Source organism: Streptomyces sp. Z423-1, assembly GCF_013009255.1.
GTDB lineage: Bacteria > Actinomycetota > Actinomycetes > Streptomycetales > Streptomycetaceae > Streptomyces > Streptomyces gossypiisoli.
Window position 1 is genome coordinate 8,955,465 of sequence record NZ_CP053109.1, and the last position, 25,880, is coordinate 8,981,344.

25 protein-coding genes and 1 pseudogene are annotated in these 25,880 nt (G+C 70.5%); 15 read left to right on the forward strand and 11 right to left on the reverse strand.

Annotated elements, in window-relative coordinates; translation table 11 throughout:
• Window position 1 precedes the first annotated feature (1 nt).
• The 3 genes from HJD23_RS40800 (at window position 2) to HJD23_RS40810 (ending at window position 1,942) form a co-directional block, all read left to right on the forward strand.
• Complete coding sequence (locus HJD23_RS40800) at window positions 2-517, forward strand: isoprenylcysteine carboxylmethyltransferase family protein (RefSeq protein WP_171113920.1); 516 nt, start codon at window positions 2-4, stop codon at window positions 515-517.
• A complete protein-coding gene (locus HJD23_RS40805) occupies window positions 514-1,545 on the forward strand; it encodes an NAD(P)/FAD-dependent oxidoreductase (protein ID WP_171113921.1) in 1,032 nt (343 codons plus the stop codon). Before HJD23_RS40800 ends, HJD23_RS40805 begins: the two co-directional genes overlap by 4 nt.
• Before the next feature lie 67 nt (window positions 1,546-1,612).
• On the forward strand, window positions 1,613-1,942 hold the full coding sequence (locus tag HJD23_RS40810; protein WP_171113922.1) for an alpha-L-rhamnosidase C-terminal domain-containing protein: 330 nt from the start codon (window positions 1,613-1,615) through the stop codon (window positions 1,940-1,942).
• On the opposite strand, the gene HJD23_RS40815 is transcribed toward HJD23_RS40810, so the two are convergent.
• Window positions 1,920-4,601 carry a cellulosome protein gene (locus HJD23_RS40815; RefSeq protein ID WP_240980935.1) on the reverse strand — a complete coding sequence of 894 codons (2,682 nt, stop codon included), beginning with the start codon at window positions 4,599-4,601 and terminating at the stop codon, window positions 1,920-1,922. The genes HJD23_RS40810 and HJD23_RS40815 overlap by 23 nt on opposite strands.
• Before the next feature lie 474 nt (window positions 4,602-5,075).
• On the opposite strand from HJD23_RS40815, the gene HJD23_RS40820 reads away from it, so the two are divergent.
• The 5 genes from HJD23_RS40820 (at window position 5,076) to HJD23_RS40840 (ending at window position 11,322) form a co-directional block, all read left to right on the forward strand.
• On the forward strand, window positions 5,076-6,116 hold the full coding sequence (locus HJD23_RS40820; protein ID WP_171113923.1) for a LacI family DNA-binding transcriptional regulator: 1,041 nt from the start codon (window positions 5,076-5,078) through the stop codon (window positions 6,114-6,116).
• Window positions 6,117-6,425: 309 nt separating this feature from the next.
• The gene (locus HJD23_RS40825; protein WP_171113924.1) at window positions 6,426-7,673 is read left to right on the forward strand and encodes a sugar ABC transporter substrate-binding protein; all 1,248 of its coding nucleotides are present in this window, start codon (window positions 6,426-6,428) and stop codon (window positions 7,671-7,673) included.
• A 20-nt stretch (window positions 7,674-7,693) separates the two neighbouring features.
• On the forward strand, window positions 7,694-8,677 hold the full coding sequence (locus tag HJD23_RS40830) for a sugar ABC transporter permease (RefSeq protein ID WP_171113925.1): 984 nt from the start codon (window positions 7,694-7,696) through the stop codon (window positions 8,675-8,677).
• The gene (locus HJD23_RS40835; RefSeq protein ID WP_171113926.1) at window positions 8,674-9,504 is read left to right on the forward strand and encodes a carbohydrate ABC transporter permease; all 831 of its coding nucleotides are present in this window, start codon (window positions 8,674-8,676) and stop codon (window positions 9,502-9,504) included. Before HJD23_RS40830 ends, HJD23_RS40835 begins: the two co-directional genes overlap by 4 nt.
• A gap of 63 nt (window positions 9,505-9,567) precedes the next feature.
• Window positions 9,568-11,322, forward strand: coding sequence for a trehalase family glycosidase (locus tag HJD23_RS40840; protein ID WP_171113927.1), 1,755 nt, complete (start codon window positions 9,568-9,570; stop codon window positions 11,320-11,322).
• A gap of 13 nt (window positions 11,323-11,335) precedes the next feature.
• On the opposite strand, the gene HJD23_RS40845 is transcribed toward HJD23_RS40840, so the two are convergent.
• The 5 genes from HJD23_RS40845 to HJD23_RS40865 form a co-directional block, all read right to left on the reverse strand.
• Window positions 11,336-11,500 (reverse strand): hypothetical protein, encoded by a 165-nt coding sequence (locus HJD23_RS40845; RefSeq protein ID WP_180687422.1) that lies wholly within the window; start codon window positions 11,498-11,500, stop codon window positions 11,336-11,338.
• Window positions 11,501-11,599: 99 nt separating this feature from the next.
• Complete coding sequence (locus HJD23_RS40850) at window positions 11,600-13,198, reverse strand: polyamine aminopropyltransferase (RefSeq protein ID WP_171113928.1); 1,599 nt, start codon at window positions 13,196-13,198, stop codon at window positions 11,600-11,602.
• A 10-nt stretch (window positions 13,199-13,208) separates the two neighbouring features.
• Complete coding sequence (locus tag HJD23_RS40855; protein WP_171113929.1) at window positions 13,209-13,646, reverse strand: DUF350 domain-containing protein; 438 nt, start codon at window positions 13,644-13,646, stop codon at window positions 13,209-13,211.
• A 61-nt stretch (window positions 13,647-13,707) separates the two neighbouring features.
• A complete protein-coding gene (locus HJD23_RS40860) occupies window positions 13,708-14,106 on the reverse strand; it encodes a DUF4247 domain-containing protein (RefSeq protein WP_171113930.1) in 399 nt (132 codons plus the stop codon).
• Window positions 14,103-14,597, reverse strand: coding sequence for a DUF2617 family protein (locus tag HJD23_RS40865; RefSeq protein WP_171113931.1), 495 nt, complete (start codon window positions 14,595-14,597; stop codon window positions 14,103-14,105). The genes HJD23_RS40860 and HJD23_RS40865 overlap by 4 nt, the downstream gene beginning before the upstream one ends.
• A 260-nt stretch (window positions 14,598-14,857) precedes the next feature.
• Between HJD23_RS40865 and HJD23_RS40870 the strand changes: the two are divergent.
• Window positions 14,858-15,007 (forward strand): annotated as a pseudogene (locus HJD23_RS40870) (polyketide cyclase); the annotation flags it as partial.
• Between the two features lie 27 nt (window positions 15,008-15,034).
• On the opposite strand, the gene HJD23_RS40875 reads toward HJD23_RS40870, so the two are convergent.
• Together HJD23_RS40875 and HJD23_RS40880 are read right to left on the reverse strand one after the other, a co-directional pair.
• Entirely contained in the window at window positions 15,035-15,655 is a 621-nt protein-coding gene (locus tag HJD23_RS40875; protein ID WP_171113932.1) for a hypothetical protein, read from the reverse strand.
• A gap of 162 nt (window positions 15,656-15,817) precedes the next feature.
• Complete coding sequence (locus HJD23_RS40880; protein ID WP_171113933.1) at window positions 15,818-16,282, reverse strand: SRPBCC family protein; 465 nt, start codon at window positions 16,280-16,282, stop codon at window positions 15,818-15,820.
• Window positions 16,283-16,560: 278 nt separating this feature from the next.
• Here HJD23_RS40880 and HJD23_RS40885 point away from each other — a divergent pair, with 278 nt between their 5' ends.
• Complete coding sequence (locus tag HJD23_RS40885) at window positions 16,561-16,851, forward strand: zinc-ribbon domain-containing protein (protein WP_171113934.1); 291 nt, start codon at window positions 16,561-16,563, stop codon at window positions 16,849-16,851.
• A gap of 41 nt (window positions 16,852-16,892) precedes the next feature.
• Here HJD23_RS40885 and HJD23_RS40890 read toward each other — a convergent pair whose 3' ends face one another.
• Window positions 16,893-17,285, reverse strand: coding sequence for a nuclear transport factor 2 family protein (locus tag HJD23_RS40890; RefSeq protein WP_171113935.1), 393 nt, complete (start codon window positions 17,283-17,285; stop codon window positions 16,893-16,895).
• Between the two features lie 131 nt (window positions 17,286-17,416).
• Between HJD23_RS40890 and HJD23_RS40895 the strand changes: the two genes are divergently transcribed.
• Window positions 17,417-17,980, forward strand: a complete 564-nt coding sequence (locus tag HJD23_RS40895; protein WP_171113936.1) for a PadR family transcriptional regulator — start codon at window positions 17,417-17,419, stop codon at window positions 17,978-17,980.
• 331 nt (window positions 17,981-18,311) lie between these two features.
• Here the strand turns inward: HJD23_RS40895 and HJD23_RS40900 are convergent, their stop codons facing one another.
• Window positions 18,312-19,364, reverse strand: a complete 1,053-nt coding sequence (locus HJD23_RS40900; protein WP_171113937.1) for an ABC transporter substrate-binding protein — start codon at window positions 19,362-19,364, stop codon at window positions 18,312-18,314.
• Between the two features lie 84 nt (window positions 19,365-19,448).
• Between HJD23_RS40900 and HJD23_RS40905 the strand changes: the two genes are divergently transcribed.
• The 4 genes from HJD23_RS40905 (at window position 19,449) to HJD23_RS40920 (ending at window position 24,605) form a co-directional block, all read left to right on the forward strand.
• On the forward strand, window positions 19,449-20,291 hold the full coding sequence (locus HJD23_RS40905) for a hypothetical protein (RefSeq protein WP_240980936.1): 843 nt from the start codon (window positions 19,449-19,451) through the stop codon (window positions 20,289-20,291).
• Window positions 20,212-21,144 carry an HtaA domain-containing protein gene (locus HJD23_RS40910; protein WP_171113607.1) on the forward strand — a complete coding sequence of 311 codons (933 nt, stop codon included), beginning with the start codon at window positions 20,212-20,214 and terminating at the stop codon, window positions 21,142-21,144. Before HJD23_RS40905 ends, HJD23_RS40910 begins: the two co-directional genes overlap by 80 nt.
• Before the next feature lie 190 nt (window positions 21,145-21,334).
• A complete protein-coding gene (locus HJD23_RS40915; protein WP_171113606.1) occupies window positions 21,335-21,874 on the forward strand; it encodes a hypothetical protein in 540 nt (179 codons plus the stop codon).
• Window positions 21,875-21,959: 85 nt separating this feature from the next.
• On the forward strand, window positions 21,960-24,605 hold the full coding sequence (locus tag HJD23_RS40920) for an immunoglobulin domain-containing protein (protein ID WP_171113605.1): 2,646 nt from the start codon (window positions 21,960-21,962) through the stop codon (window positions 24,603-24,605).
• 58 nt (window positions 24,606-24,663) lie between these two features.
• On the opposite strand, the gene HJD23_RS40925 is transcribed toward HJD23_RS40920, so the two are convergent.
• On the reverse strand, window positions 24,664-25,878 hold the full coding sequence (locus HJD23_RS40925; protein ID WP_171113604.1) for a cation:proton antiporter: 1,215 nt from the start codon (window positions 25,876-25,878) through the stop codon (window positions 24,664-24,666).
• Between the last annotated feature and the right edge of the window lie 2 nt (window positions 25,879-25,880).

Genomic DNA, 25,880 nt, shown 5'->3' on the forward strand with positions numbered 1-25,880 from the left:
CATGCCGTGGTACGTCCTCCTCGTTCTCGCCGTCGCCGCCGAACGCGTGGCCGAACTCGTCGTAGCTCGCCGCAACGCCGCCTGGACTCTTGCCCGCGCCGGTGTGGAGCACGGCCGTGGCCACTACCCGGTCATGGTCGCCCTGCACACCGGCCTGCTCGCGTGCTGTCTGCTCGAACCCGCGCTCGCCGACCGGCCCTTCCTGCCCGCGCTGGGCTGGCCCATGCTGGCGCTCGCCGTACTGGCCCAGGCCCTTCGCTGGTGGTGCATCACCACCCTCGGGCCGTACTGGAACACCCGGGTCATCGTCGTCCCCGGAGCCCGTCTGGTCGGCGCCGGCCCCTACCGCTTCCTGCGCCACCCCAACTACCTCGCGGTCGTCGTCGAGATCGCCGCCCTGCCCCTCGTGCACTCCGCCTGGCTGACCGCGACAGCGTTCACCGTCGCCAACGCGATCCTGCTCACGGTCCGCGTCCGCTGCGAGAACGCGGCCCTCACCCACGCGGTGCCCGCGTGAACGGCGGCCACGACCTGCTCATCGCCGGAGGCGGACCCGCCGGCCTCGCGACCGCCCTGCACGCCGCCCGCGCCGGCCTCGACGCCGTCATCGCCGAACCCCGCCCGGCGCCGGTCGACAAGGCATGCGGTGAGGGCCTGATGCCCGGCGCCGTCCGCGCCCTCACCGCCCTCGGCCTGGAGGTCCCCGGCCACCCCATCACCGGCATCCGCTACGTCCAGGGATCCCGTCAGGTCCAAGCCGCGTTCCGGCACGGTCCCGGCCTCGGCGTACGCCGCACCGGCCTGCACAACGCCCTGCACCAGGCCGTCCTGGACGCCGGGGTGCCCGTACTGCCCCTGCGAGTGGAGGACGTACGGCAGGACACCACCGGCGTGACCGTCCCCGGCACCGGGCTGCGCGCCCGGTGGCTGGTCGCCGCGGACGGCCTGCATTCACCCGTACGCCGCTCCCTCGGCCTGGGGACGACGACCCGGGGGACGCCTCGATACGGGCTGCGCCGGCACTACGCGGTGCCCCCCTGGTCGCCCTACGTCGAGGTGCACTGGGGAGCCCACGCGGAGGCGTACGTCACCCCGCTCGGCCCCGCGCTCGTCGGCGTCGCCCTGCTGACGACCCGGCGAGCCCCCTACGCCACCCAACTCCAGAGTTTCCCCCAGCTGGCCGCCCGCCTGCCCCAGGAAGCGGCCGTCACCCCGGTGCGAGGCGCCGGGCCGCTGCGCCAGGGAGCCCGTACCCGCGCTCACGGGCGTGTCCTGCTCGTCGGCGACGCAGCCGGATACATCGACGCCCTGACCGGCGAGGGCATCTCCCTCGCCCTCACCGGCGCCCAAGCCCTGATCTCCAACGTGCGCCGCGGCACACCGAGCCGCTACGAGACCGACTGGAGCCGAGCGACCCGCCACCACCGGCTTCTGACGGAACTCCTGGTGAGGGCCCGTCAGCAGCCAACCCTCTCCCCGCACATCGTGCCCACGGCCGCACGCTTGCCCCGCCTCTTCGCGGCAGCCGTGAACGCACTGGCATGATCCCGCTGGGCATCGGCGGTGAAGCCCCCGCCTTCGGCTGGCAGTTGGCGTCGACCCGGCGGGTCAGATGAACTCCTTCAACCACTACGCCTACGGCGCCGTGGGTGACTGGATGTTCCAGAACATCGGCGGCCTCTCCGCGATCGAGCCCGGCTACAAGCGCTCCCGGATCGCGCCGGTGCCCGGCGGAAACCCGACGGAAGGCGCCGGCGCTTTCGACCTGAAGGTGACGGTGCCGGTCAACACCGTGGCCGAGGTTCACGTGCCGGCGACGACCCGCTGGGCGGTGACCGAGGGCAGGCGACCGGCCGCCGTCGGCCATGCCGGGCTCCCTGCTCACCTGAGCCTCGGGAAGCAGGGAGCCCGGCGGGAGGCTACTTCTCGGCCAGCCGTGTGACGGCGATCCGGTCGATGACCGGTGCGTACGGGGACCGCTGGTCGTACTGGTTGTAGGTGTCGCCGCTGAAGTCGGGCAGTTCGTCGGCGGTGAAGGCGAGCCGGTTCGTGCCCTTCTTCAGGGTGACCGGGACGGTCAACTCCCGGAAGTTGTTGAAGTGGAAGGTGGTGGGGAACAGAATCCTGCGCGCCGGGCCGCCGTTGACCGACAGGTCGGCATGGCGTGCGATCGGGTCGGGGTTGTAGTGCGTGGCGGGGGCCTGCTCGGCGTTCGAGTAGCGGATCGTCAGCGCGTGCCGACCGGGGCGCTCGGCGACGACGTCGAAGGTGAGCGCGTTGGCTGTGCCGGCGCCGATGTCGGTGACGGCCTTGCCGCCGTCGGCGAAGGTGTAGGCGTCGGTGACCTTGGCGGCCCCTGTCGGTGTGGCGTGCTCCGCCTGGTACACCGCCGGTACGAGTGTGCCGCTGGACGGGGCGACCCGAAGCCGGTCGAGGCGCAGTTCACGCGAGATGCCGGTGACGGTGATCTTGTTGACGCCGCCGGACAGGAACATGCGGACCCGGTCCGTTCCCCTCTTGCCGCCGCCGACCTCGGGCACGTCGAGTCTCTCGCCGTTGAGGGAGAGCGCGGCCTTGCCTCCGCCGAGATGGTCCACGGACACGGTCGCCTCTCCGTCGGCGGGCGCGTGGACCCAGAATGTCGCGGAGCCGCCCGTGGGCAGGGGGACGGCGCCGGGGCCTGAGGCACCGGGGTAGGTGTAGCCGGGCCGGGCTCCGGCGAGGGTGGCGTACTCGGCCTCGTAGATCGCGGGTGCGGTCACGTGCTGGTCCCGCAGCGCCAGGTCGATCTTGTCGATGATGGCGTCGCCCTTGGTGACGCCCAGGTCCGGGTCCGTCGCGGCCAGCGTGATCCTGTGCTTGCCCGCGGTCAGCTTCACGGTGGTGTCGGTATGGCCCCAGACCACCCACTTGTAGCCCAGCGGCAGCCGCAGTTCCTGCGGGTCCTTGCCGTCGACTCGCAGGAAGACGTTGGTGGGGCCCTGTTCCTTCACCAGGTCGTACAGGTTGTAGGAGTTGGCGAAGACGCTCAGGTCGTACGTGCCGTCCTGCGGGACCTCCACGTCGAAGGCCAACACCCCGTCGGAGCCGGTGCGCAGGCCGCCCACGTTGTAGGCGCCCGACGTGGCGAACTTGCCGACGTTGGCGGGCGTGCCCTCGGGGCCGTTCCTGGAGTAGCCGCTGCCGGTGTAGGTCGCGTTCTCCGCCTCGTACGTCTTGCGCCAGCTGACCGAGGGGTCGGCCGGGACTCCGCCGTTGCCGCCGGGGGAGAGGATGACCTGGTAGGCGGACATCTCGTTCATGTCCCTCAGGGGCAGGGTGACGGCGCCGTCCGCGCCGACCGCGACTTCCTGGTCCGCGAGGCGCAGCGGCTGGGCCGAGTCACCGACCTGCCCGGTCCACGGGATCTCCTGCACCGTGGCGTGCACCGTCGTGCCGAACACCTCCGGGTCGATGTGCTGGAAGACGATGTCGGCATCGCCGCTCTTGCCCCCGAAGATCGCCCTGGACTGCTTCTTGTCCTCGTCGAGGGTGGCGACGCCCTGGAGGGTGTACTGGACGTTGGGGTGCGGGGCGGTGACCTTCACCGTGTGGCCGGACATCTGGCCGTAGGCGTTGAACAGCCACCACTGGCCGTTGCCCTTGTTGGCCTCGACGGCCGAGTCGTTGAGGTTGCCGTCGATGTTCCAGTACGCCAGGTCGGCGTCGATCTTGGACTCCTCGATGGCGGAGACCCACTGGACGACCTGACCGGGCACGGACAGGTGGTAGTTGTGGCCGTACTCGTTGACATTGATCGGCAGCGGCCCGACCCCGACCTCCCTCTCCATCTGCCGGTAGCGGGCCACGCTCGTGCGGACCGCGGCGGGGCTGGACAGTTCGTGCCAGGTCATCACGTCCGGCACCACGTCGTTGGCCTTGGCATACTCCAGGAAGCCTTTGACCTGGTCGTAGAGCACGCTGGTGTTGGGGCCCGCGATCCGCGCCTCGGGATCCATGCTCTTGATGAGCCGGTAGACCTCTTTCCAGGCTGCGAAGTAGTACTGCGGGTCGTTGAGCCAGGAGACCTTGTTGTAGCTCCACGCGCCGGTGCCGAACATGTTCCCTTCGGGTTCGTTGAAGGGCACGTAGACGACGTGGTCCTTGTAGTCGCCCATGGTCAGGACCTGCTGGACCTGCTTCCTGATCTTCTCCTTGAAGTCGGCGAGCCGTGCCGGGCCGTCCGCGCCCGGCCACTGGTAGGGGAAGCCGCGGTAGATGTCGGTCATGTAGATGTAGACGTCCTGGCCGCCGGAGTCCACGAACGGCGGCAGTATCTCCAGGGCGTCCGCTCCCGGATGCTGGGGACCGTCCTGCGCCTTGGTCGACACGGTGCGGACGTGCATGCCCTCCAGGATGTTGCGGCTCGGCACACCGTCGCCGTAGACGCCGTAGAGGGTGCCGGAGGCGCCGCCGTGGAAGGCGCCGGTGTTCGTGGCGAGGTCGATCGTGAGGCGCTCCGGCTCTGCCGCGCGGGCCGTGCCGGTGGCCGGCACGGCGAGCAGGGCCGCGAGGGCCGCCGCGGCCGTGCCGCCGGCGCTGATCTTTCTTCTGCGTCGCAAGGGAGCCTCCGTGGTGTCCGGTGTTCGGTGTCCGGTGGGGCGGAAGGACGGGTGATTCGTGCGGCGGTCGCTCGGTGCCCCGTCGCTCTCTTCGAACCGATTCGCCTGGCGTTGCATCGAGATGGCGAGGATGAAGTGGGCCTTGACGGCGAGGCGAGGGGAGTGCAGCAGAGAAGTCGAACCGGTTCGCCGGATGCGGAAGCTAGCACCGCCGGAAACGGGCCAGCAATACCCGTGACACAGGTGGCTTCCGCGACTCTTCGTGCCTGTGCGGTGCGGATCGCGTTTCGTTCGGGTTTCGCGAAGCGTGTCCGGAGCATTGACAGGCGCTCCGGCGCGCTCCTACCTTCCCTCTACGCGAACCGGTTCGACAGCCGGTACGCCTCTCCCTGCCCACCCGTGACCTCCCTGACCGGCGACAGCCAGGGCGGGGAAACGGCGGAACCGGTTCGACGAGTTCGACGAAGGAGTCCCGTGAACATCGGTGAGATTGCCCGGCGGGCCGGTGTCTCGCGGAGCACCGTGTCGTACGCGCTGAGCGGCAAGCGCCCGGTCTCGGACGACACCCGGCAGAAGATCCAGCGGGTCATCGACGAGCTGGGCTACCGCCCCAACGCCAGCGCCCGCGCCCTGGCCAACGGCCGCACCAACACCATCGGCCTGGTCTTCCCGCCCGCCGGAAACCACTACACCGGCATGCAGCTGGACTTCATCGGCAGCGTGGTGGAGGCCGCCGCGGCTTTCGACTATGACGTACTGCTCTCCCCGAGCGGCGTGGACAGTGACCGCTCCTTCCAGCGGCTGCTGGGCGAGCGACGGGTCGACGGCGCGATCCTGATGGAGATCAGGCTTGCGGACGACCGCGTCGACCACCTTCGGCAAGCGGGCTTCCCCGCCGTGTGCATCGGCCGTACCGCGCACGCCGAGGACGAGTGGTGGGTCGGCCTGGATCACACCGCGCTGGCGGCGGCGTGCGTCCACCACCTCGCCGACCTGGGCCACCGCCGGATCGCCTTCGTGAACAGACCCGAGCGCATGGTGCGCGCGGGATACGAGTCCGCCCACCGGGGGCTGGACGGCTTCACGAAGGCAGCGGCGGAGCGTGGGCTGATCGTCCGCACGTACTGCTGCGGGGACGACGCCCCGTCGGGCCAGGCGTGTCTGGAACAGATCCTGCACGACGACCCGGCCACCACCGCACTGGTCACCCTGAACGAAGCGGCGCTGGGCGGGATTTACCGGGGTCTGGCCGCATCGGGCCGCCATGTGCCGCGCGACTTCTCCGTCACCGGTGTCGTGGCCGGACGGTGGGCGGAGACGGTGACCCCTCAGCTGACCGCGGCCGATGTGCCGGCGGAGCGGATGGGACGCCTCGCCGTCGAACTCCTCGTCGAGCGCCTCGACCACCCCGAGGCGCCGCCTCGCCACCACCTGCTCGCGCCGCCGATCTCGCTCCGCGCCAGTACCGGCCCCGCCGCGCCCTCTCCACAAGGCGGACCCGAAGCCACCGCCTGATCCGAAACCGTCGCCGGACGCCGAAGCCATCGCTGGACCCGAAACCGTCGCCCGATCTGAAGCCACCGCTGATGCGAAGCCACCGCCGGATCCGAAACCGTCGCCGGACGCCGAAGCCACTGCCGGACCCAAAACCATCACCGGACCCGAAACCATCACCGGGCCCGAAAACGATCGCCGGACCCGAATCCACCGCCTGATCCAACCCCGTCCTCGTCTCAGCTCCCCCTCCACCGGCCGCGCTCCTCCGATCCCCCCGCGGGCGGCTCCGTCGGTATGCCCGCGCACGACACCACCAAGGAACACGCCATGAAGAGATCCACCAGGCGGCGCATCACCGCCGCAGCCGTAACCGTCGTCGCTGTCGCCACCGGCGCCACCGCCTGCTCCTCCGGCGGGGGGACCACAACGTCCGCGCAGGGCGGGGACCCTGGTACCTACACCGTCTGGGACCCGTACCCGCAGTTCGCCAAGGACTCGGCGTGGGCGAAGCTGCTGGACGACTGCGGCAGCAGGGCGGGCGTGCAGATCAAGCGGACCGCGTTCGACACCAGCGACCTGACGAACAAGGCGCTGCTGGCCGCGCAGCAGGGCAACTCCGCAGACGTGCTCATCGTCGACAACCCTGTGGTGTCGACCCTGGCGGAGGCCGGCGTCCTCACCTCCACCGAGGACAACAAGCTGGACACCTCGAAGGTCGACCCCAACCTGCTGGCCGCCGGAGAGTCGGGCGGGAAGACGTACGGAACGCCGATCGGCGCGAACACCCTCGCCCTCTACTACAACAAGGACGTCCTCAAGGACGCGGGGGTGGACATCGCCTCGGTCAAGGACTGGACGTCGCTGACGGCGGCGCTGGCCAAGGTGAAGGCGGCCGGCAAGAAGGGCATCACGTTCTCGGCGATCGGTACGGAGGAGGGCAGCTTCCAGTTCCTGCCCTGGTTCTGGGGGGCGGGCGCGAAGCTCAGTGAACTCGACTCCGCCGAGGGCGTGTCGGCGCTGTCCCTGTGGACCGACTGGCTGAAGAAGGGCTACGCCCCCAACTCGGTCATCAACAACACCCAGACCACCAGCTGGCAGGAGTTCGCGAGCGGCGACTACGCCTTCGCCGAGAACGGCACCTGGCAGCTGGCCAACGCGAAGAAGGCCGGCTTCGACTACGGCGTCCTGCCCATCCCCGGCGCCGACGGGGGCAACGCCGCGGCCCCGACCGGCGGCGAGTTCGTCTCCATCCCCGTCCAGGGCGACACCGGCCGCTACGCCACCTCGCAGCAGCTGGTCTCCTGCCTGACCAGCACCGAGAACCTGTACGACACCGACACCACCCTGTCCTACGTCGCGCCCACCAGCGAGGTGCAGGACAAGCAGGTGGCGGCCGACGCCAAGTTGGAGCCCTGGGTCCAGGCCGTCAAGGCGGCCAAGGGACGCACCAGCGACGACCTCGGCACCAAGTACCCCAAGATCTCCGAGCAGATGTGGAAGGCCGTCCAGAGCGCCCTCAGCGGATCGCAGTCGCCCAAGGACGCGCTCGGCGCTGCTCAGGACGCCGTCGAGTAGCGCAGAGACCGGGGCCGTTGATGAACCGCACGACGTACCTGACGGACCGTCGGCCCGTGCGCGACCGGACCGGGGCGGCCACCGCCGCGCCACCTCCGGCCCGCAGCGGGCCACGGCTCCGTCCCACCTCCCCGCAGTGGGCCGCCTGGGCCTTCCTCACGCCCGTCACCCTCTACCTCGTCCTCTTCTACGCCTATCCGCTCTACCGCAACGTCGACCTGAGCCTGCGCAACTACACCGTCCGCTCCTTCGTCCAGGGCGACGCCCCGTTCACCGGCCTGCAGAACTACCTGACCGTCTTCCGTGACCCGGCCTTCGGCCCGGCGCTCACCCACACCGTGGTCTTCACCGCCGTGTGCCTGGTCTTCCAGTACGCCATCGGCCTGGCCCTCGCGGTCTTCTTCAACCAGCACTTCCGGCTGTCGGCGACCCTGCGGGCCCTGTTCCTGGTGCCCTGGCTGCTGCCGCTGATCGTGTCGGCCTCCACCTGGTCGTGGATGCTCAACAGCGACTCCGGTGTCGTCAATGCCGCGTTGCACGCCGTCGGTATCGGGCCGGTGAACTGGCTGACCTCGCCGTCGTGGTCGCTGACCTCGGTGATCGTCGCGAACATCTGGATCGGCGTGCCCTTCAACCTGGTCGTGCTCTACAGCGGCCTGCAGTCCATCCCTCCGACCCTCTACGAGGCGGCCGCTCTCGACGGCGCGAGCGCCTGGCAGCGGTTCTGGCGCATCACGTTCCCGCTGTTGCGCCCGGTGTCCGCGATCACGCTGCTGCTGGGCCTGGTCTACACGCTCAAGGTCTTCGACATCATCTGGATCATGACCAAGGGCGGTCCGGCGGATTCCTCCACCACCTTCGCCACCTGGTCCTACCAGCTCGGCTTCGGCAGCCTGCTGCCCGCCTTCGGACCCGGTGCGGCCGTCGGCAACCTGCTCGTCGTCGCCGCCCTGGTCTTCGGGCTGGTGTACCTGAGGGTCCAGCGAAAGCAGGCACTGTCATGAGCTCCCTCAACCCGCGCGGCCGTACGGGGTGGAAGACCGCCCTCGGAGTGGCGCTGACGGCGATCATGCTCTTCCCGGTCTACTGGATGCTGAACGTGTCCTTCACCCGCGACCAGGACATGCGCAAGAGCCCGCCGGACCTCTTCCCCGTGCACGGCACTCTGGAGGGCTACCGTGCCGTCCTCGGCGAGCAGCTTCCCTACCTCGCCACCAGCCTGGTCATCGGACTGGGCACGGTCGCGCTGACCGTGGCGCTGGCCGCACCGGCCGGCTACGCACTGGCGAAGCTGCGTCCGCGCGGCGGCGGTGTGCTCAGCTTCCTCTTCCTGGTGGCCCAGATGATCCCCGGCATCATCATGGCGATGGGCTTCTACGCCATCTACCTCAGCCTCGGGCTGCTGCAGTCCGTGCCCGGCCTCATCGTCGCCGACTCCACGCTGGCCGTCCCCTTCGCCGTGCTGATCTTCACCGCGTTCATGTCCGGCATCCCGAGCGAACTGCTGCAAGCCGCCAAGACGGACGGCGCCGGGACCCTGCGCACCTTCTGGTCCATCGTCCTGCCCATGAGCCGCAACGCCGTCGTCACGGTGTCGCTGTTCGCCTTCCTGTGGTCGTGGTCCGACTTCATCTTCGCCAGCACCCTCGCGAACGGCGGCGCCCACGAGCCCATCACCCTCGGCATCTACCACTACATCGGCAACAACAACCAGCAGTGGAACGCCATCATGGCCACCGCCGTCGTGGCCTCGGTGCCCGCCGCCGTCATCCTCGTCCTCGCCCAGCGCTACGTCGCCGCCGGCGTGACCGCCGGAGCCGTGAAGGACTGAGCGTTGTCCCCAGCGCCCCCACGTACCGTCGGTCACCGCCACGAAAGAAACGAGTATCCGTTCATGACCGCCGCCCGAACCGGCCCGGCCTTCTCCATCCACGATGTCCCCTTCAGCACGCGGGGATCCTGGTTCGACATCTCTCCGGTGCTGGCCCAGCAGTCGTATGCAGAAGACCTGCACCTGGTCTCCCATCAGAACGGCATGCACCCCGTTCTGCGCTTCGTCCCCCTCGACAGCACCACGGGCGGCCGCGCCGACACCTGCGTCGAGACGACCCCCGGCATGCTCAGCTGGATCGGCGAGCGCGGACGCATCGACCTCGCCTACGAAACGCCGCACACCATCCGCTTGCGCGGCGAAGGGATCGGGCTGCGGGTCGCCTCCGCCGCGCAGCGTCTCACGCCCTTCACGGGCACCTACTTCTTCCGCGACCCCGTGGACGGCGCGCACGTCTTCACCTCGTACGAGACGGGACGCCGCTACCGCACCACCCTGCTGGCGGGCGCGGTCGGCGAGGAGTCCGGCAGCCAGGCTCTGGGCACCGCCGACCGCGGTGTCGCCGTCACCGCGGAACCCGGCGGAGTCTGGGAGATCGCCGTCGAGGAACTCGACAGTGCCCGCCGCCCCTACACGCCCTCAGCAGCGTTCCACGAGGTCGTCGCGGCGGCCGGGCGTGCCTTCAGCGACTTCTGCGACGCCGTGGCGCCCTGGCGTTCACCCGCCACACCGGCCGCCGAGATCGCCGCGTACGTGGTGTGGTCGGCCACGGTCGACGCCACCGGACTCGTCACCCGCCCCGCGGTGCTCATGTCCAAGCACTGGATGGACAAGGTCTGGAGCTGGGACCACTGCTTCAACGCCCTGGCCCTGGCACCGGGAGTTCCGGACCTGGCCTGGGACCAGTTCGCGCTCCCCTTCGACCACCAGGACGAGACGGGCGCCCTTCCCGACTCGGTCACCCACTCCGAGGTCCTCTACAACTTCGTCAAGCCACCCATCCACGGCTGGACCCTGGGTCACCTGCGCCGACGGCTCGCCGTCCCGCTCGGACGGGCGGAACTCACCGAGACATACCGGAGGCTGAGCACCTGGACGGACTTCTGGCTCACTGCCCGGCGCGCTCCCGGAAGCGCCCTGCCGCACTACCAGCACGGCAACGACAGCGGCTGGGACAACGCCACCACGTTCGACCCCGAACGGGTGGTGGTCACCGCCGACCTGGCCGCGTTCCTCGTTCTCCAACTGCACGAACTCTCCTGTCTCGCAGCGGAGTTGGGCCTCGATGACGAGGCTCGGTCCTGGCGGCGTACCGCTGAGACAACTCAGGCGGCGATGCTCGACCAGCTGTGGACGGGGGAGGCGTTTGTCGCCCGGGGGGCCGACACCGGGGACACCTGGACCAGCGCAAGCCTCCTCGACCTCATGCCCATCGTCCTCGGCGAGCACCTGCCCGACGAGGTCGCAAAGACCCTCGCCATCCGGATCGAGGCGCATCTCACCGTGCACGGCCTGGCCACCGAACTGCCGACCTCCTCGCACTACCGGCCCGACGGGTACTGGCGCGGACCCATCTGGGCGCCCGCCACGATCCTCATCGAGGACGGCCTGCGCCGCAGCGGACACCACCGCCTCGCCGACGACATCGGCGCCCGGTTCCGCGCCCTGTGCGAAACCCATGGCTTCGCCGAGAACTTCGACGCCCTCACCGGCGCGGGCCTGCGCGACCGCGCCTACACCTGGACCGCCGCGGCCTACCTGCTCCTCGCCGAAGCCCATGAACTCGGGCGTGCGAAGTCAGCCGTACACACGAGGTGATGACGTCCGTTGCTCAAGTGTCGCGCACCGTGTCGGCCACCCGGTCGAGCAGGGCCCGTAGCAGTGCGGTCTCCTTCGGACCGAGCTCATCCGTGATCTGCCGCTCGATGTCGACGATCACGGCGTCGGCCGCACGCAACGCCTCCCACCCGGCGTCGGTGAGGTGCAGCTCCCGCACGTCATTGAGGCGGCGGGCCAACTCGGCGCCGGTCAGGCCTGGTTCGGCATGCCCGGGCCGGGCCCGGACAGGTTCTGGCCTGGGCGATCGCCCTGCGGATCAGTAGTTCTGCCACTCGTGCCGCGTGTATTCGAGTACCGCCGGATCCATCAGGGTGCTCGCCCGGACGTTCTGGGGGCGGCGGTCGACCGGGAAGACGGACGCGGCCTCGAGTACGGCGTCGTCCAGGAAGCGCAGCGGTGGGGCATCCTCGCCCAGGCGCAGTGCCGGCGGCGGGCCGTCGGCGCCGGGGGCGGCGAGGACGTACCCCCAGTTGCCGAAGCTGGGGACATCCACCTGGTACTCGGTGGTGCGGTAACCGGCCTGCTCGATCGTGGTGGCGATGGACCAGTACGACTTGGGGGCGAAGAACGGAGACCCGCCCTGCACCACGACCCGGCTCTCCGGGTTCAGGACGTGCCGGAGCAGATGGTAGAACTCGACGCTGTAGAGCTTGGCCAGCGCGGCGGTGTCCGGGTCCGGAAAGTCGATGACGACCGCGTCATGGCGCCGGCCCGCGTCCCGCAGCCAGTTGAAGGCGTCGGCGTGGACGACGTTGACCCGGGGGTCGTCGAACGCGTCGTCGTTGAGGTCGGCCAACGGCCCGAAGGTCCGGGCGAGCCGTGTCATCGCCGGGTCGAGATCCACCAGCGTGACCTTGTCGACGTCGTCGTAGCGCAGCACCTCCCGCAGGGCCAGCCCGTCCCCGCCGCCCAGGATCAGGACGGAGGAACGCTTCCCCGACAGCGCCGGATGCACCAGGGCCTCGTGGTAGCGGTACTCGTCGACGGACGAGAACTGCAGGTCCCCGTTGAGGAACAGCCGCGTGTCGGCAGTGCCCGTGAACGCGGTGGACCGGGTGACGACGATGTCCTGGTACGGCGTCGTCTCGGCGTGGATGATCGGGTCCCGGTACAGCTTCTGACGTGCCGTCACCTCGATGTCGTCGGCCAGGACATAGACCGTGCCGAGAACGGCGAGTACGACGGCGGAACCGGCCAGGAGCGCCACGCGCACGGCACGCCGCGTCTCCCGGCGGAAGATCCACAGAACGACGAAGACACCGGCCACGGCATTGACCGCGCCCACCACCAGCGCGCCCTTGAGCTGCCCGAAGGTAGGCAGGAGCAGCAGCGGAAAGCACAGCCCGCCGACCAGCGCCCCGACGTAGTCCGCGGCGAACATGTCGGCGACCGCGCTGCCCGCCTCCTGCCGCCTGATCCGCTGCAGCAGCGTCATCAGCAGTGGAATTTCCGCCCCGATGAGGAGGCCGACGACGAACGACATCGCCACCATGGCCGGCATATAGATCCGCAGCCAGGCGAACGTGATGTACAGGACGAGCACCGACAGACCGCCGACGAGTGCCAGCGCCCCCTCCAGCAGGGCGAAGGCCCCGACCGCGCGCCGCTGCAGCGGCTTCGCGGCCAGGGAACCGATGCCCATGGCGAAGACCATGACGGAGATGACCACGGAGGTCTGCGTCACGGAGTTGCCGATGAGGTAACTGCCCAGCGCGGTCAACGCCAGCTCGTAGACCAGACCGCAGGCCGCACAGACGAACACCGCGAGCAGGAGCAGGAAACGCGCCGCCCGCGAGTACCTCGCGGGCGGCGGTGCGACGGCCGGATCGGTGCGATCCAGGGCGGTGGTACTCACGGCGGGAGGCTCAGGAAACCGCAGCGCCGACCATGAAGGCCGTACCGATGTAGATGGCCGCCTGGACCCAGGCGGCGGGGTGGGGACGGCCGTCCTGGTCGTCGAGGACGGCGTGGCCGAGGCGGCCGGGGGTCAGCAGCCCGATGACGCAGGCGATCAGGGTCATCACGACGACCCCGGCCAGGCCGTACAGCAGGGTGCTGAACAGGCCGTACCCCAGGCCCTGTTCGGACTCGCTGGCCCGGATGGACTGGTCGATGACGAGGCCGATCGCGACCGTCTGGCCGGCGAGGAGGACGGCCGCGCCCCGGTTGCGCTCCGTCCACACCACATGGACCAGCTTGCCGGGGGTGACGAGGTCGAGGGCGATGAACCCGACCGCCATCACCACGAAGCCGACCAGGCCGTAGAGCAGGGCAGTGCCTGCGGACTCGAAGATCTCTGCCACGGGGTGCCTTTCGAGGACTTCGGATAGGTGTACTGCGGTGGCTGTGGTGTGTTGCGGTGGGTCACTTGCCGGAGCCGGGGCCGCCGCCACGGAACGAGTCGCTGTCGGGATCCGGCCACACCGAGCTCAGGTGCGGCTTCCAACGGCGGTAGCCGTTGCGGTAGTCGTCGATCTCGATCCGGCTGCCGCCCTGGTAGGGGCTGATCGCGACGATGTCGTCCCGGTAGCGGAGGAAGACCATGGAGCTGCTGCTGGTGCGGTCCTGAGCCGAGGTGTGCTTGTCGATCTCGTCCGCGACCGTGGACACCGGGTCGGTCCTGTCGACGTAGCCCCCGCCGCCGGCACGGTATTCCTTGCGGATCCAGCTCGACGGTACGGCGTTGTCGCCGGAGCCACCGGAGCAGGCGGCGAGCGCTGCCGTGGCGAGGAACAGGACGCTGATGCGTCGGGCGGTCTTCAACGGACCTCCAGCCGGGTGTGCGTCGCCACGATCGTGCGGCTCTGCGGATACGTGTGCCAGGTGCGCCAGCTCGGTCCTGTGTCGCGCCACTCGACGGTCAGTGCGGTGACTGCTTCCGGGGAGCCGGGGAAGATGCCGTACAGCGCCCGGGGATGTGCCTCCGCTCGATCGCGGATCACCGCCACCCGCGTGCTGAACTCGCCTGCGGGGAAACGCCGGACGCCGGCGCCGAAGCGGTAGTGCCAGCCGTCGACCTCGCGCTCCGCCGAGTCCGGCAGGCCTCCCTCGACGCCGGGCAGACAGGCCACGGTCTCCCGGACCGGCCCCGCGAAGACCTGATGGGAGGCGCCCAGGAGCCTGAGCTGCACGTCGAGTCCCCCGACAGTCAGGTCCCGCACGGCCAGCGCGGTGTGCGGGGGATGACCGAGGGCGAACGACAGCTGGTCGGCGTCGGTGTCGAGATACGGCGCGGCGAGCGCTATACCGCTCATCCGGTACGGCCCCAGCACGTCACCCGCGTGCCCATGACGGACCGCGCACACCGCAGCTTCAACGAAGATCCCCCGAGTTGGACCATGCAGAACGCCGCAGAGTATGGCACACGCGCGATGCGCTGCGGGGCGGGGGCGGATCGACGTTATCGCGTTGAGAGCAAGGCGGTACGGGCAGGCAGCCGATGCGGCACGGAGGCCGTCAGGCGGTGCTTGTCCGCGGGGTGCAGGTCGCCGCACGCGTCACGTGGGGGAGGGGGCTGACCGACGCGGACGGCGGCACGGACGTCCTCGTGGTGCACGAGGGGATCCCCGACGCCGTGCCCGCCGCGGACAACGAGACGGGGACGCGCATGGCGCCGGCGAAGCTCGCCCGGCTGGTGGAGTCGGGCGAGCTTCGTTCGTGTTGAGGGACGGGTCCGGCGATCCGTCGGTCCTCAGCGGGTCCCGTTCCAGTTGTGCGCCACGTCCACCACGACGCGGTCCGTCAGCACCAGTACCCGGAAGGGCAGCCGGGCCCGCACTCCGAGTCCGATCTGCGTCTCGCCCTCGAAGCTGCCTGCGAAGCGTGCGTCCCGGAAGGTGCGGTATCCCGTGAGGTCGACGCCCGGCAGCGGGCTGCCCGCCCGCGCGGGGTATGTCGGCGCGCCGGTTTCGGGGTCGTAGGCGGGTGCGGTCACCCGTACCTCAAGGACGGCTCCGCCGCCGACCGGAATGGGGCGGCCTGATCCGTCCTGGTGGAGCTGGTCGACGTACCTGACCGAGTAGCCGAGCCCACTGGTGCCCGCGCCGGGGACGTCGACGACCATCCGGTCGTAGCAGGCCTGGCGGCCGGTCCTGATGTTCGTGACCGGCGCTGTCGTGGTGGCGGTACGGGTCTTGGCCGTGCTGCCCCAGCCGGTCGGACACGCCGTGGCCGGCGCGGTGGCGACCGAGGTGCGGGCCGAGGCGGCCTGGGTGGAGGTGGCTTGGGCCGGAGCGGCCGCCACTGCCGACGTGGCGCCGATGAGCGTGAGCGCTACCCACACCGGCCCCTTCACTGTCCTTTTTCGCGCCATTGCATCCCCCAAGGTGTGCATGTCGGTGATACCTACCAGGACAACCGGGATGGCCGAAAGGTTGCACCCGGGGATCACGCACTGTCATGGCTCGGGGCAGGCGCAACCCCCGAGGATGCTCGTGCCGAGGGGCACGGCTCTCGGGGGCTGCGCCGGTCGGCGTCAGGACGGCCCGGGCTTGATGCGCCCTCGCCAGCCTCCGGTTTCGCCTCCGCGCCGCTCGATGTAGTCCTTGAAGCGGTGCATGTCTCCCTTGACGCGCCGGTCGATGGTCCGCGTCATGTCCGCGGCCTTCTCCGCGACGCCCGTGGGTTCGACGTCCATGACCAGTTCCACGCGGGTGTGCGTGTCGTCCAGGCGCTGGAAGCGGACAGTGCCCTTCTGCTGGGTCTCACCCGAGGTGGTGCGCCAGGTGATCCGCTCGTCGGGGAGCTGGTCGACGATCTCGGTGTCGAACTCCCGGCGTACTCCGCCGATCTTGGTGGTCCAGTGGTTGTGGCGGTCGTCGAGCTGCCTGACCTCCTCGACGCCCTCCATGAAGTTGGGGAACTCCTCGAACTGGGTCCACTGGTTGTAGGCGGTGTGCAGGGGGACCTCGACCTCCACTGCTTCCTTGACCGTGCTCATGTCCGACCTCCTTGGCGATCGTGTGCGGCAGGCCGTTGGCCCGCCGTGCGGATCTCGGAACAGTGCAGCGAGTACCCGGGCAGAGCGGGTTCACAGCAGGGGACCTGGGCGAGTCGCTGTGCGTGGTGAACGCTGCACTGGCGGTTGCGCCCCGTCCTGCCATGGGTGCGATGCCATTTGGCCCAGTGCGTCGGTGTGTACGAGGCTGTGTCCCGTGAGCGCCCTGCGCCGCTCGCCGGCCCTCCGCCGGCGGACGCCACCCCGGAAGGAACGTCCGTATGATCATCTTCGGCACCAAGGGATACCTGTACCAGCTCGCGATACTGACGCTGGTGTGCGGCCACTGCGGCAATCCCGCCGCCCACACGCTCAAGAAGCGCGTCACGAAGTTCACGCTGTTCTTCGTGCCGCTGTTCCCGTTCTCGACGAAGTACACGACCCAGTGCACGTTCTGCGGTGCGGAACAGAGGGTGACCAAGGAGCAGGCGGAGCAACTGCAGGCCCAGGCTGCGGGCGGGCCGGGCGGTCAGCCGTACGGGCAACCGCAGCAGCAGCCGTACCAGTCCTGAAGCCGGAAGCTGATCACGAACAGCGGCGTCCGGACGGTGGGTCAGGTCCCGGCCGCCTCCCGTGCGATGGCGTCGAAGCGGGCTCCCATCTCCTCCGCCAGGGCCTTGGCGGCCGACAGCGGGCGGACCATGACCATCAGTTCCGCGATCTTCCCGTCCTCGTTCATGCGCAGGAAGTCGCAGCCCTGGAGCTGCTTTCCGGCGACCGTCGCGGTGAAGATGAGGGCGTGGTCGCGGGCGTCGGGGGCGCCGATCTCCCGCTCGTAGGAGAAGTCCTGGAAGACCTCGCTGACGGCGCGCAGGATCGCGGTCGTGATGGCCTTGCCGGTGTACGGCTTGAAGACGACGGGGCTGGTGAAGACGACGTCGTCGGCCAGCAGGGCCTCCACGGCGTCGATGTTCTTGTGTTCGACCGCCTGGCGGAAGGGGTGCATCTGGCTCACCTCGGGCACTCGGATAGTCAACGAATTGAGTAGGTGACAGTGAGGCTAGGGGTGGGCGTCCGGCTTGTCCAGGGTTTGGTGGTCAACTCGTTGACTAGTCAACGCGGTGCTAACGTGGCGTGATGGCATTGCGTAACGCGGTGATGGCCGCACTGCTGGAGGGCGAGGCGTCCGGGTACGACCTCGCGAAGGGGTTCGACGCCTCCGTCGCCAACTTCTGGATGGCCACTCCTCAGCAGCTCTACCGGGAGCTGGAGCGCATGGAGCGCGAGGGTCTCGTCGCCGCCCGCGTCGTCGAGCAGGAGCGGCGGCCCAACAAGCGGCTGTTCTCCCTCACCGAGGCCGGCCTCGCGGCCGTACGGGCCTACGTCGCCGAACCGCCCGCCCGGCCGACCGCGATCCGGGACGAGCTGATGGTCAAGGTCCAGTGCGCCGACGTCGGCGACATGGAGGCCGTGCGGGCGGCGATCGGCGAGCGCAAGGAGTGGGCCACCGCAAAGCTGGCCCGCTATGAGCGGTTGCGGGAGCGGATGCTGGGCGGGCGCACGGAGGACGAGTACTTCGCGCAGGCCGAGCGGATCGGGCCCTGTCTCACGCTGCTGCGCGGGATGTCCTTCGAGCAGGAGAACCTGCGCTGGTGCGAACTGGCGCTGCGGCGGCTGGAGGAGCGGGCGGCGGCGCGCTGAGCGCTCCGCCGGCAGTGCCGTGATGTGCCGTCGATCGCCTGCGGCACCATCGTGGCCGGTCGCGCAGTTCCTCGCGCCCCTTCGGGGGGTTCGGCCGGGACGGTGAGGGAAAGCGATGGGACGGCGCGTGGACCGGATCGCCGAGCCCTGGGGCAGCCGTACCCCGTACGGGCGGGCGGCGACTGGCCGGTACGCGTGGACGCGCCGGCTGGCCCGGGGCGTCGCGCCGGAGGCGAGGTGGAGCCGGTGCGCACCCTGCTGCGTACGGCGGACCACCACACATCCGCGGCACGCCGAGGACGCCGAGCCGGACGAGGGCCTGCTGCTGCACTCACGCCTGGTGCACCCGGTCCACCAGGATGTCGATGACCAGGGGAGTGCGCGGGCCGAAGCTGAGCAGGACGCCGTCTTCGAGGGTGACGACGCGGCGGTTCTGGCCGGCCGGTGTCTCACGGATGCCCGGTACGTCGAGCAGGCCGTCGATGCCGCCGACCGACTCCAGGCCCTTGCTCATCATCAGGATCACATCCGGCTGGGCCTTGATGAGGGCCTCGCTGGTCAGCGGGGTGAACGGCTTGTCCAGGCCGGACTCGACGCCCGCGTCCACCGCGCCCGCGGCGTCGATCAGCGAGTCGGCCCCGGAGCCCTTGCCACCCATGAGGTACACCGCCGCACTGCCGCGCATGTAGAGGAAGGCCACCTTCGGACGGCTGCCCTCGGGGACCGCCGCGCGGGCCGCGGCGAGGTCCTTGTCGATACGGGAGTTGAGGGCCTTGCCCGCATCGGGGACGCCGAGAGCCTCGGCGACACGGGTGGTGCGGGTCGAGACGTCGGCCAGTTCGGTGGCCGGATCGAGTACGACGACCGGGACACCGGCGTCGCGGATCTGGCCGATCGCCTCGCTGGGCCCGGTGTCCGTGTCGGCGAGGACGACGGTGGGGCGCAGGGACAGCACGCTCTCCGCGCTCACGTCGTGCGCCTTGGTGACCAGGGGGAGATCCTTCGCCTCCTCGAACGTCGCCGTGATGTCGCGGCCCACGACCCGGTCGCCCAGCCCGAGGGTGAAGACGATCTCCGCCACACCGCCGTTGAGCGGCAGAATCCGGGAGGCGTCCTCGACGGTGACCTCGCGTCCGTCGGACGAGTCGACCGTGACGGGCAACTCCGGTTCCGGCGGCTCACCTTGGAGCGGCACGAGGGAGTTCTTCGCGAGCTGCTTCTGCGCCGCCACGGCACGCTCACTCGCCGAGGCCGGTGACGCGTCCGCCGCCGTGGAACCGGAGCCGCCTCCACAGGCCGAGGTCAGCAGCGCAAGGGCCAGGGCGACGACGGCGACGCCCCGCCCGTGCCACCGGCGCTGACGGAGTCTCGCGGAAGTGGGCATGGAATCGGCCTTTCCTGTAGGCGGGCTCTCATGAGCGATAGTTTAGGTTAGCCTCCCCTAAGTTATCGCGTGGTGGGGGTGTGCATGACATGGGTAAGTGACCTGCGCGTCAAGCGAGTCGGGCGGTTCGGTGTGGCCGCCGCATCGCTCGCGCTGGCGCTGACGACGACGTCTCCGGCGGTCGCCGCGGGGACGCCGGCCACCGGTCCCGAGGGGCAGAAACTCACCGTCTCCAAGGCGTCCGGCCTCGATCCGGCGGGCGAGACGGTGACCGTGTCCGGCTCCGGCTACAACACCGAGAAGGGCATCTACGTCGCCTTCTGCGTGGACAACGGCCCCGGCAAGACCCCCACGCCCTGCGTGGGCGGAGTGGACATGTCCGGCGAGTCCGGGGCATCCGTGTGGGTCGCCTCCAATCCGCCGTCGTACGGGGAGGGACTCGCCAAGCCGTACGACGGCAGCGGGCACAAGGGCTCGTTCTCCGTGGAGATCAAGGTGCGGGCGAAGGACGCGAACACCGACTGCACCAAGTCCGGCATCACTTGTGCGGTCATCACACGCAACGACCACACGCGGGGCGGTGACCAGAGCCAGACGGTACGGATTCCGGTCACGTTCGGCGGAAGCGGCGGGGGCGCGACGGCCGATGACTCGCCGTCGGCCACACCGAGCGCGTCAGCCACGACCGGCGGTGGCGTGCAGGACACCGGCGCCGACAGCAAGTCTTCGGGCGGCCCGTTGGCCGGCACTGGCTCGGACCTCGCGGTGCCGCTCGGGCTCACCGCCGCCGGGCTGGTCGCCGCCGGGACCGGCACGTGGTTCTGGGCGCGCCGGCGGCGCACGGGACATGCGGGCGGGCGCCGCCCTGCTCGGGCTGCTGGGTCCGGGCGTGGCGGCCGCACAGGACGGGGAGGCGTTCCCGCGTGAGGTGTCCGGCGGCTACGCGAGCTGGGCGACGACCGCCACCGCGCTCACGGATCATGGTGTGTCCCTGACCGCAGGCGAGGGAACCCAGGGGTCCGCGAACCGGACCTGGTTCCCGGCCACCGGCGGTGGCACTAATCCCGAATCCGGCGACGCGGACGTCGAGTTCGGCGGCACTGCCAGGCTCGCGCGATCGGCGGAGCCCGCCGACCAGTTGCTCCTCGGCGCCCTGCGGCTGCGGCTGGCCGACGGGGGCGGCGCGCTGTACGCCCGTACGGAGCTCGACGGCGAGAAACGTGAAGTCGCCCTGGCGGACGTGGAGTCGGGCGGCACAGCACCGGCCGTACGCGACGGCGGGGTGACGTGGACCGGCCTGCGGGCCGCCCTCACGGACGAGGGCGCCCGGCTGCTGGCCGCCTGGAGCGGGCGGGAGTTCGCGGCGGGGGACGCCTTGGGCCTGCTGGACCTGACGGTGGGTACGGGCGGCGGGGCCTCGCCGTCGCCCGAGCGGCCGGAGAGCCCGGCGCAGACCCCCGCGCCGCAGCTTTCCCCGGCGGCCACCGCTGCGCCCGCCGCCCCGGACGAAGGGCCCACTGCGGCTGTGGCGCACCCGGTCCTGACCGCCGGTGGTGAACAGGAGGTCACCGGTGAGGGCTTCGCGCCCGGCGCGGTGGTCCTCGTCGCGATCGACGGCGACACCCGGTACCAGGTGGTCGCCGACGAGCAGGGCCGGGTCGCCCGGACCTTCCCCGTGTACGCGGGCGCCGCCGAGGGCGAGCACATCGCCGAGCTGTACACCGTGACCGGCGAACACGGCAGCGCCGTCGTCCGGTTCGGGGTGCGGAGCGCGGACTGACCGGCGTGTTACCGGACTTGTCCCGGACAGGAGCGGGCCGACCTGCGGCCCGCTCATCGGCATGCCCAAATCCCTTGGAAAGGCGTGGAGTTGGGGAACCTTTGCTTCCCCATTGACAGAAGACTGGAGCGTCTACTTAGGTTTGCCTTACCTAAGTTAGCTGCCGCATCGAGAAAGGTGCTCGCACCCCATGAGATCTGTTCCCTCCGCCCGTAACACCGCCCGTGCCGGTCTCGCCGTCGCCGCCTCCGCCGCCCTCACCCTGGGCCTGGCCACCTCGGCCTCCGCCGCCACCGCCACCCGGACCGTCGTCGACGGCGGCACCACCTACAACCTGTCGTTGACCAGCCCCGACACGGCCGCGGCCGCCGGTCAGGTCATCACCGTCTCCGGCTCCGGCTACAACACCGGCCAGGGCGTCTACGTCGGCCTGTGCGTGGTCGACGGCGCCCCCGGCGTGAACAAGCCGACGCCGTGCCTGGGCGGCCAGGACGAGAACGGCTCGACCGGTGCCTCGCACTGGGTGCACAACATCTTCGGCGGCATGTTCGCCAACAGCTCCAATTTCGGCACCGGCGGCACCTTCAGCGTCCAGATCTACGTCCAGGCCACCCTCGACGACGGCAGCGTCTGCGGCGAGGACGTCACCTGCGCCGTGGTCACCCGCGCCGACCACTTCGACAGCGGCGACCGCGAGTACGACGTCCACGTCCCCATCACCTTCCAGTAACCGCCACCGGCCGGGCCCACCTCCAAGGGCCCGGCGCTCGGCGTCCCCGGGGGTGCCGATCACGCCCCACACGCGAGGAATTCCCATGACTGACGACACGACGGACCGCGACCGGCCGGACGGACCGGCCAGACCCCGGCTCAGACGCCCCGCCGCGCTGCTCGGCGCCGCCGCCCTGGTGGCCGCCGGTGCGACGGCCATGACGGCCGGCTCCCCGGCGCAGGCCGCCGACACGCCGAAGACCGCCCTCGGCAAGGACGGCCAGAAGCTCACGGTCTCCGCCTCCGCGAACCTCGACCCGGACGGCGAGACGCTGCGCATCACCGGCGAGGGCTACGACGAGACCAAGGGCATCTACGTCGCCCTGTGCAAGGACAACGGCGACAACCGCATCCCCACCCCCTGCCTCGGCGGCGCCGACCAGACCGGAGGCAGCGGCGCCTCGAAGTGGATCGTGCCCGAGGGCGACCCCAACGAGGGCGAACTCACCGAGACCTACGGCGAGGGCGGCACCTTCGACGTCGAGATCGAGGTCGAGGCCGAGGACGGCGGCCTCGACTGCACCCAGGTCGCCTGCTCCGTCGTCACCCGCGTGGATCACCGCGCCGCCGGTGACCGCTCCCAGGACGTCCGCATCCCCGTCGCCTTCGAGGGCCAGCATCCCGGTGACGGCGACGGTGACGGCGTGGACGTCCCCGCGGGCACCGTCAGCTATGTGAAGGCGGCCGAGTTCACCACCGCCGGCCGCCCCCTGGACCTCCTGCTGCACCCCGACTCGGGAAAGCTGTACGTCGGTTCGGAGAACATCCCCGACACCGCGGACGTCGCCGAGCAGGGCCTGTACGTCCTCGACGCCTCCGACGGCAAGCTCCTCAGCCATGTCGCGCAGGCCCCGGGATCCACCGGCGCACCGGCCGCCCGCGTGGTCCGCTGGATCGCCGCACCGCTGCCCGGCGACGGCGTCGCCTTCCACTACCCGCTGCGCGGCATAGGCACCGCCAAGGACGGCGACACGGCCGCGCGGGGCGTCTGGCTCACCGGCTCCACGGTCACCGGCGTCGGTCCGGGCACCGAGGCCTCCACCGTCTTCGTCGCCCAGGGCGCGAGCCTCTCGGAAATCGAGACCGCCACCGGCACCACCAAGCGCACTGTGAACCTGGAGGGCGGCAACGAACTCGGCGTGGACACCGCCCACGGCGCCGCCTGGTCCGTCGGCACCGCCGAGGGGCAGCCGGTGCTGCGCCGGGTCGACACGGCTTCCTTCACGGTCACCGCCACCGCCCAGCTCCCCGACGGATCCGTCTTCTTCGTCGAGCCGGACCCGGCGACCGGCAACGTCTGGGTGAGCGTCGGGGACTCCGTGCTCGTCTTCGACAAGGACGCCGAGCTCCTGACCACCCTGACGGGCCGGGACCGTCCCACGGCGATGGCCTTCGACAAGACCTCGGGGCGGGCCTTCGTCCTTCGCGAGGACTACGGCAACGCCGACAACGGCGCCGACAACAACGGCTCCCTGCAGGTGTTCGACAGCGCGACCTTCGAGCAGGCGGCCGCTCCGGTCGAGCTGCCCGGCAGCCGCGCGGGCGCCTACGCGGGGGTCGCCGTCGCCCCCGGCGCCACCTCCGTCTACCTCACCCACCAGGCGGAGAGCAAGGTCGTCAAGGTCGACCTCCGCATGTCCCCCAAGGTCACCCAGACCCCCACCGACCAGTCCGTCAGCCCCGGCGACGAGGTCACGTTCGTGGCGGCGGCCGAGGGCACTCCGGAGCCGACCGTGCGCTGGCAGGTCAGCGCCGACGGTGGCCAGACCTGGTCCACGATCGAGGGGGCGACACAGAACGCGTACTCCTTCACGGCGAAGGCCTCGCACGACGGCTACGAGTACCGCGCGGAGTTCACCAACCCGGTCGGCACGACGCGTACGACACCCATCACCCTGACGGTCACGGAGCCCGACGACGGCGGCGACGACGGGGGTGACGGCGGCGACGACGAGAACACCGAGCCGTCCGGCTCCAAGACCGTCACCGGCCCCGAGGGCCAGAAGCTCACCGTCACCCCGGTGAACAACCTGGCCACCGAGGACCAGACCCTCACAGTCACCGGCTCCGGATACAACGTCGACAAGGGCATCTACGTCGCCCTGTGCGTCGACAACGGCGCAGGCGAACTGCCCACGCCGTGCATCGGCGGTGTCGACATGACCGGCACCTCCCACTCCTCGGCGTGGATCTCCTCCAACCCGCCGGACTACGGCGCCGACCTGGCGATCCCGTACGGCGCGGGTGGCACCTTCGAGGTGGAGCTGACCGTCGACGCGAAGGACGAGTTCACCGACTGCTTCAAGGCCAAGTGCGTGCTCGCCACCCGCGCCGACCACACCCTGTCCGGCGACCGCTCCCAGGACGTCAAGGTCCCGGTCGGCTTCGTCGGCCAGGACCCGGTGGACACCGACGACGACACCGGCGGCACGGGCGGCAACGGCTCCGGCGGCGGAGCGTCCAGCGGTGGGACGTCCGGTGGCGGTACGACCGGCGGGACGGGCACCGGCAGCAGCACCGGCGGCACCGGCACGACCACCACCTCCGGCGGCGGCAGCCTCGCCTCCACCGGCGCGACGGTCGGCACCGCGACCGCCCTCGCCGCGCTGCTCACGGCAACCGGCTGGTACGTCCACCGGCGCGCCCGCGGGAGGGAAGCGGTCACCACCACCGAGCCGCAGGCCGACTGACCACACGGCACAACGAGATGGCGCCCCGCACTCCGCTCCCCGCGGGGCGCCACCGCCGTCACCAGCTCTCGAAACCCGGCGAAGCTCCTTCCGGCATCCGCGCCTCGCCACGCGCCGTGCGCAACCGGAGCGCCAGCAGCGGAAAGACCAGGACGGAGATCATCGCCGCCCCGACGAGCGCCGCCGCCTCGCCCGCCCCCACGACCCGCTCCTCCAGCCCGATGGTGGTGATGGCGACAACGAGGGGCAGGCACGTCGACGCGTACAACGACAGCGCGGCCCGCTCACTCCGCCCCTGGTCGCGCGGCGCGAGCAGATACACCGGCAGCCCGCGCACGACGAGGAAGAGCAGCAGGAAGACCGGCAGCAGTGCCAGCGCCCGCCCGCCGTCCAGCAGCGAGGCGAGGTCGAACTCGACACCGGTGACGACGAAGAAGAGCGGTACCAGGAAGCCGAACCCCATCGCCTCGATCCTCCCGAGGATCTCCTCGCCGTTGCCGGGCGCCGCGCCTTGCAGGACCAGCCGGGTGAGCATCCCCGCCGCGAAGGCCCCGAGCAGGCTGTCCAGCCCGAACACGTACGCCAGAGCGAGCATCGCGGTCAGCAGCAGCATCACGAAGCGGACCGCGAACTGCCCGCTGCTGTGCAGGGTCGCCGAGATGACGCGCGAAAACCACGGCGGCCGTGGCCGCAGCGCCCAGAACACCGCGGCGGCCGTGACGGCGGCGAACGCCACGAGCAGCACCGCGGACTCACCGGGCCCACGTCCGCTGAGCAGCAGCGCCATGGCGATGACGGGGCCGAACTCGCCGACCGCCCCGAACGCCATCACCACCGTGCCGAACCGGCCGCGCAGATCGCCGCTGTCGCGCAGGATCGGCAGGATCGTGCCGAGCGCGGTGCTGGTCAGTGCGGTACCGATGACGAAGCTCTTGTCGACGTCGGCGCCGCTGACGGCGAACGCCAGGCCGAGCCCCAGCGCCAGCGAGACCACCCAGGCCCACACCGAGCGCCGCAGCGTGTCACCGCGTACCGTCGCGAACTGGACCTCATAGCCCGCCAGAAAGATCAGCATGCACAGACCGAGGTCCGCGAGCGTGTCGATCACCCGCTCCTCATGGACCCAGCCGAGCACGTCGGGCCCGATGAGGACGCCGAGCACGATCTCGAAGATGACCAGGGGAACGCGGATCCAGCGGCCCAGACCGTAGGCGAGCAGCGGAGCGAGCACGGCGACGGCCATGATCAGGACCAGAGTCCCCGGGTGTGACATAA

Bases quoted from the DNA above. Each gene is read 5' to 3' on its own strand.
- HJD23_RS40800 (WP_171113920.1), top strand. From the start codon at position 2: ATGCCGTGGTACGTCCTCCTCGTTCTCGCCGTCGCCGCCGAACGCGTG.
- HJD23_RS40810 (WP_171113922.1), top strand. From the start codon at position 1,613: ATGAACTCCTTCAACCACTACGCCTACGGCGCCGTGGGTGACTGGATG.
- HJD23_RS40825 (WP_171113924.1), top strand. From the start codon at position 6,426: ATGAAGAGATCCACCAGGCGGCGCATCACCGCCGCAGCCGTAACCGTC.
- HJD23_RS40830 (WP_171113925.1), top strand. From the start codon at position 7,694: ATGAACCGCACGACGTACCTGACGGACCGTCGGCCCGTGCGCGACCGG.
- HJD23_RS40835 (WP_171113926.1), top strand. From the start codon at position 8,674: ATGAGCTCCCTCAACCCGCGCGGCCGTACGGGGTGGAAGACCGCCCTC.
- HJD23_RS40840 (WP_171113927.1), top strand. From the start codon at position 9,568: ATGACCGCCGCCCGAACCGGCCCGGCCTTCTCCATCCACGATGTCCCC.
- HJD23_RS40865 (WP_171113931.1), bottom strand. From the start codon at position 14,597: ATGAGCGGTATAGCGCTCGCCGCGCCGTATCTCGACACCGACGCCGAC.
- HJD23_RS40875 (WP_171113932.1), bottom strand. From the start codon at position 15,655: ATGGCGCGAAAAAGGACAGTGAAGGGGCCGGTGTGGGTAGCGCTCACG.
- HJD23_RS40880 (WP_171113933.1), bottom strand. From the start codon at position 16,282: ATGAGCACGGTCAAGGAAGCAGTGGAGGTCGAGGTCCCCCTGCACACC.
- HJD23_RS40885 (WP_171113934.1), top strand. From the start codon at position 16,561: ATGATCATCTTCGGCACCAAGGGATACCTGTACCAGCTCGCGATACTG.
- HJD23_RS40890 (WP_171113935.1), bottom strand. From the start codon at position 17,285: ATGCACCCCTTCCGCCAGGCGGTCGAACACAAGAACATCGACGCCGTG.
- HJD23_RS40895 (WP_171113936.1), top strand. From the start codon at position 17,417: ATGGCATTGCGTAACGCGGTGATGGCCGCACTGCTGGAGGGCGAGGCG.
- HJD23_RS40900 (WP_171113937.1), bottom strand. From the start codon at position 19,364: ATGCCCACTTCCGCGAGACTCCGTCAGCGCCGGTGGCACGGGCGGGGC.
- HJD23_RS40905 (WP_240980936.1), top strand. From the start codon at position 19,449: ATGACATGGGTAAGTGACCTGCGCGTCAAGCGAGTCGGGCGGTTCGGT.
- HJD23_RS40910 (WP_171113607.1), top strand. From the start codon at position 20,212: ATGCGGGCGGGCGCCGCCCTGCTCGGGCTGCTGGGTCCGGGCGTGGCG.
- HJD23_RS40915 (WP_171113606.1), top strand. From the start codon at position 21,335: ATGAGATCTGTTCCCTCCGCCCGTAACACCGCCCGTGCCGGTCTCGCC.
- HJD23_RS40920 (WP_171113605.1), top strand. From the start codon at position 21,960: ATGACTGACGACACGACGGACCGCGACCGGCCGGACGGACCGGCCAGA.
- HJD23_RS40925 (WP_171113604.1), bottom strand. From the start codon at position 25,878: ATGTCACACCCGGGGACTCTGGTCCTGATCATGGCCGTCGCCGTGCTC.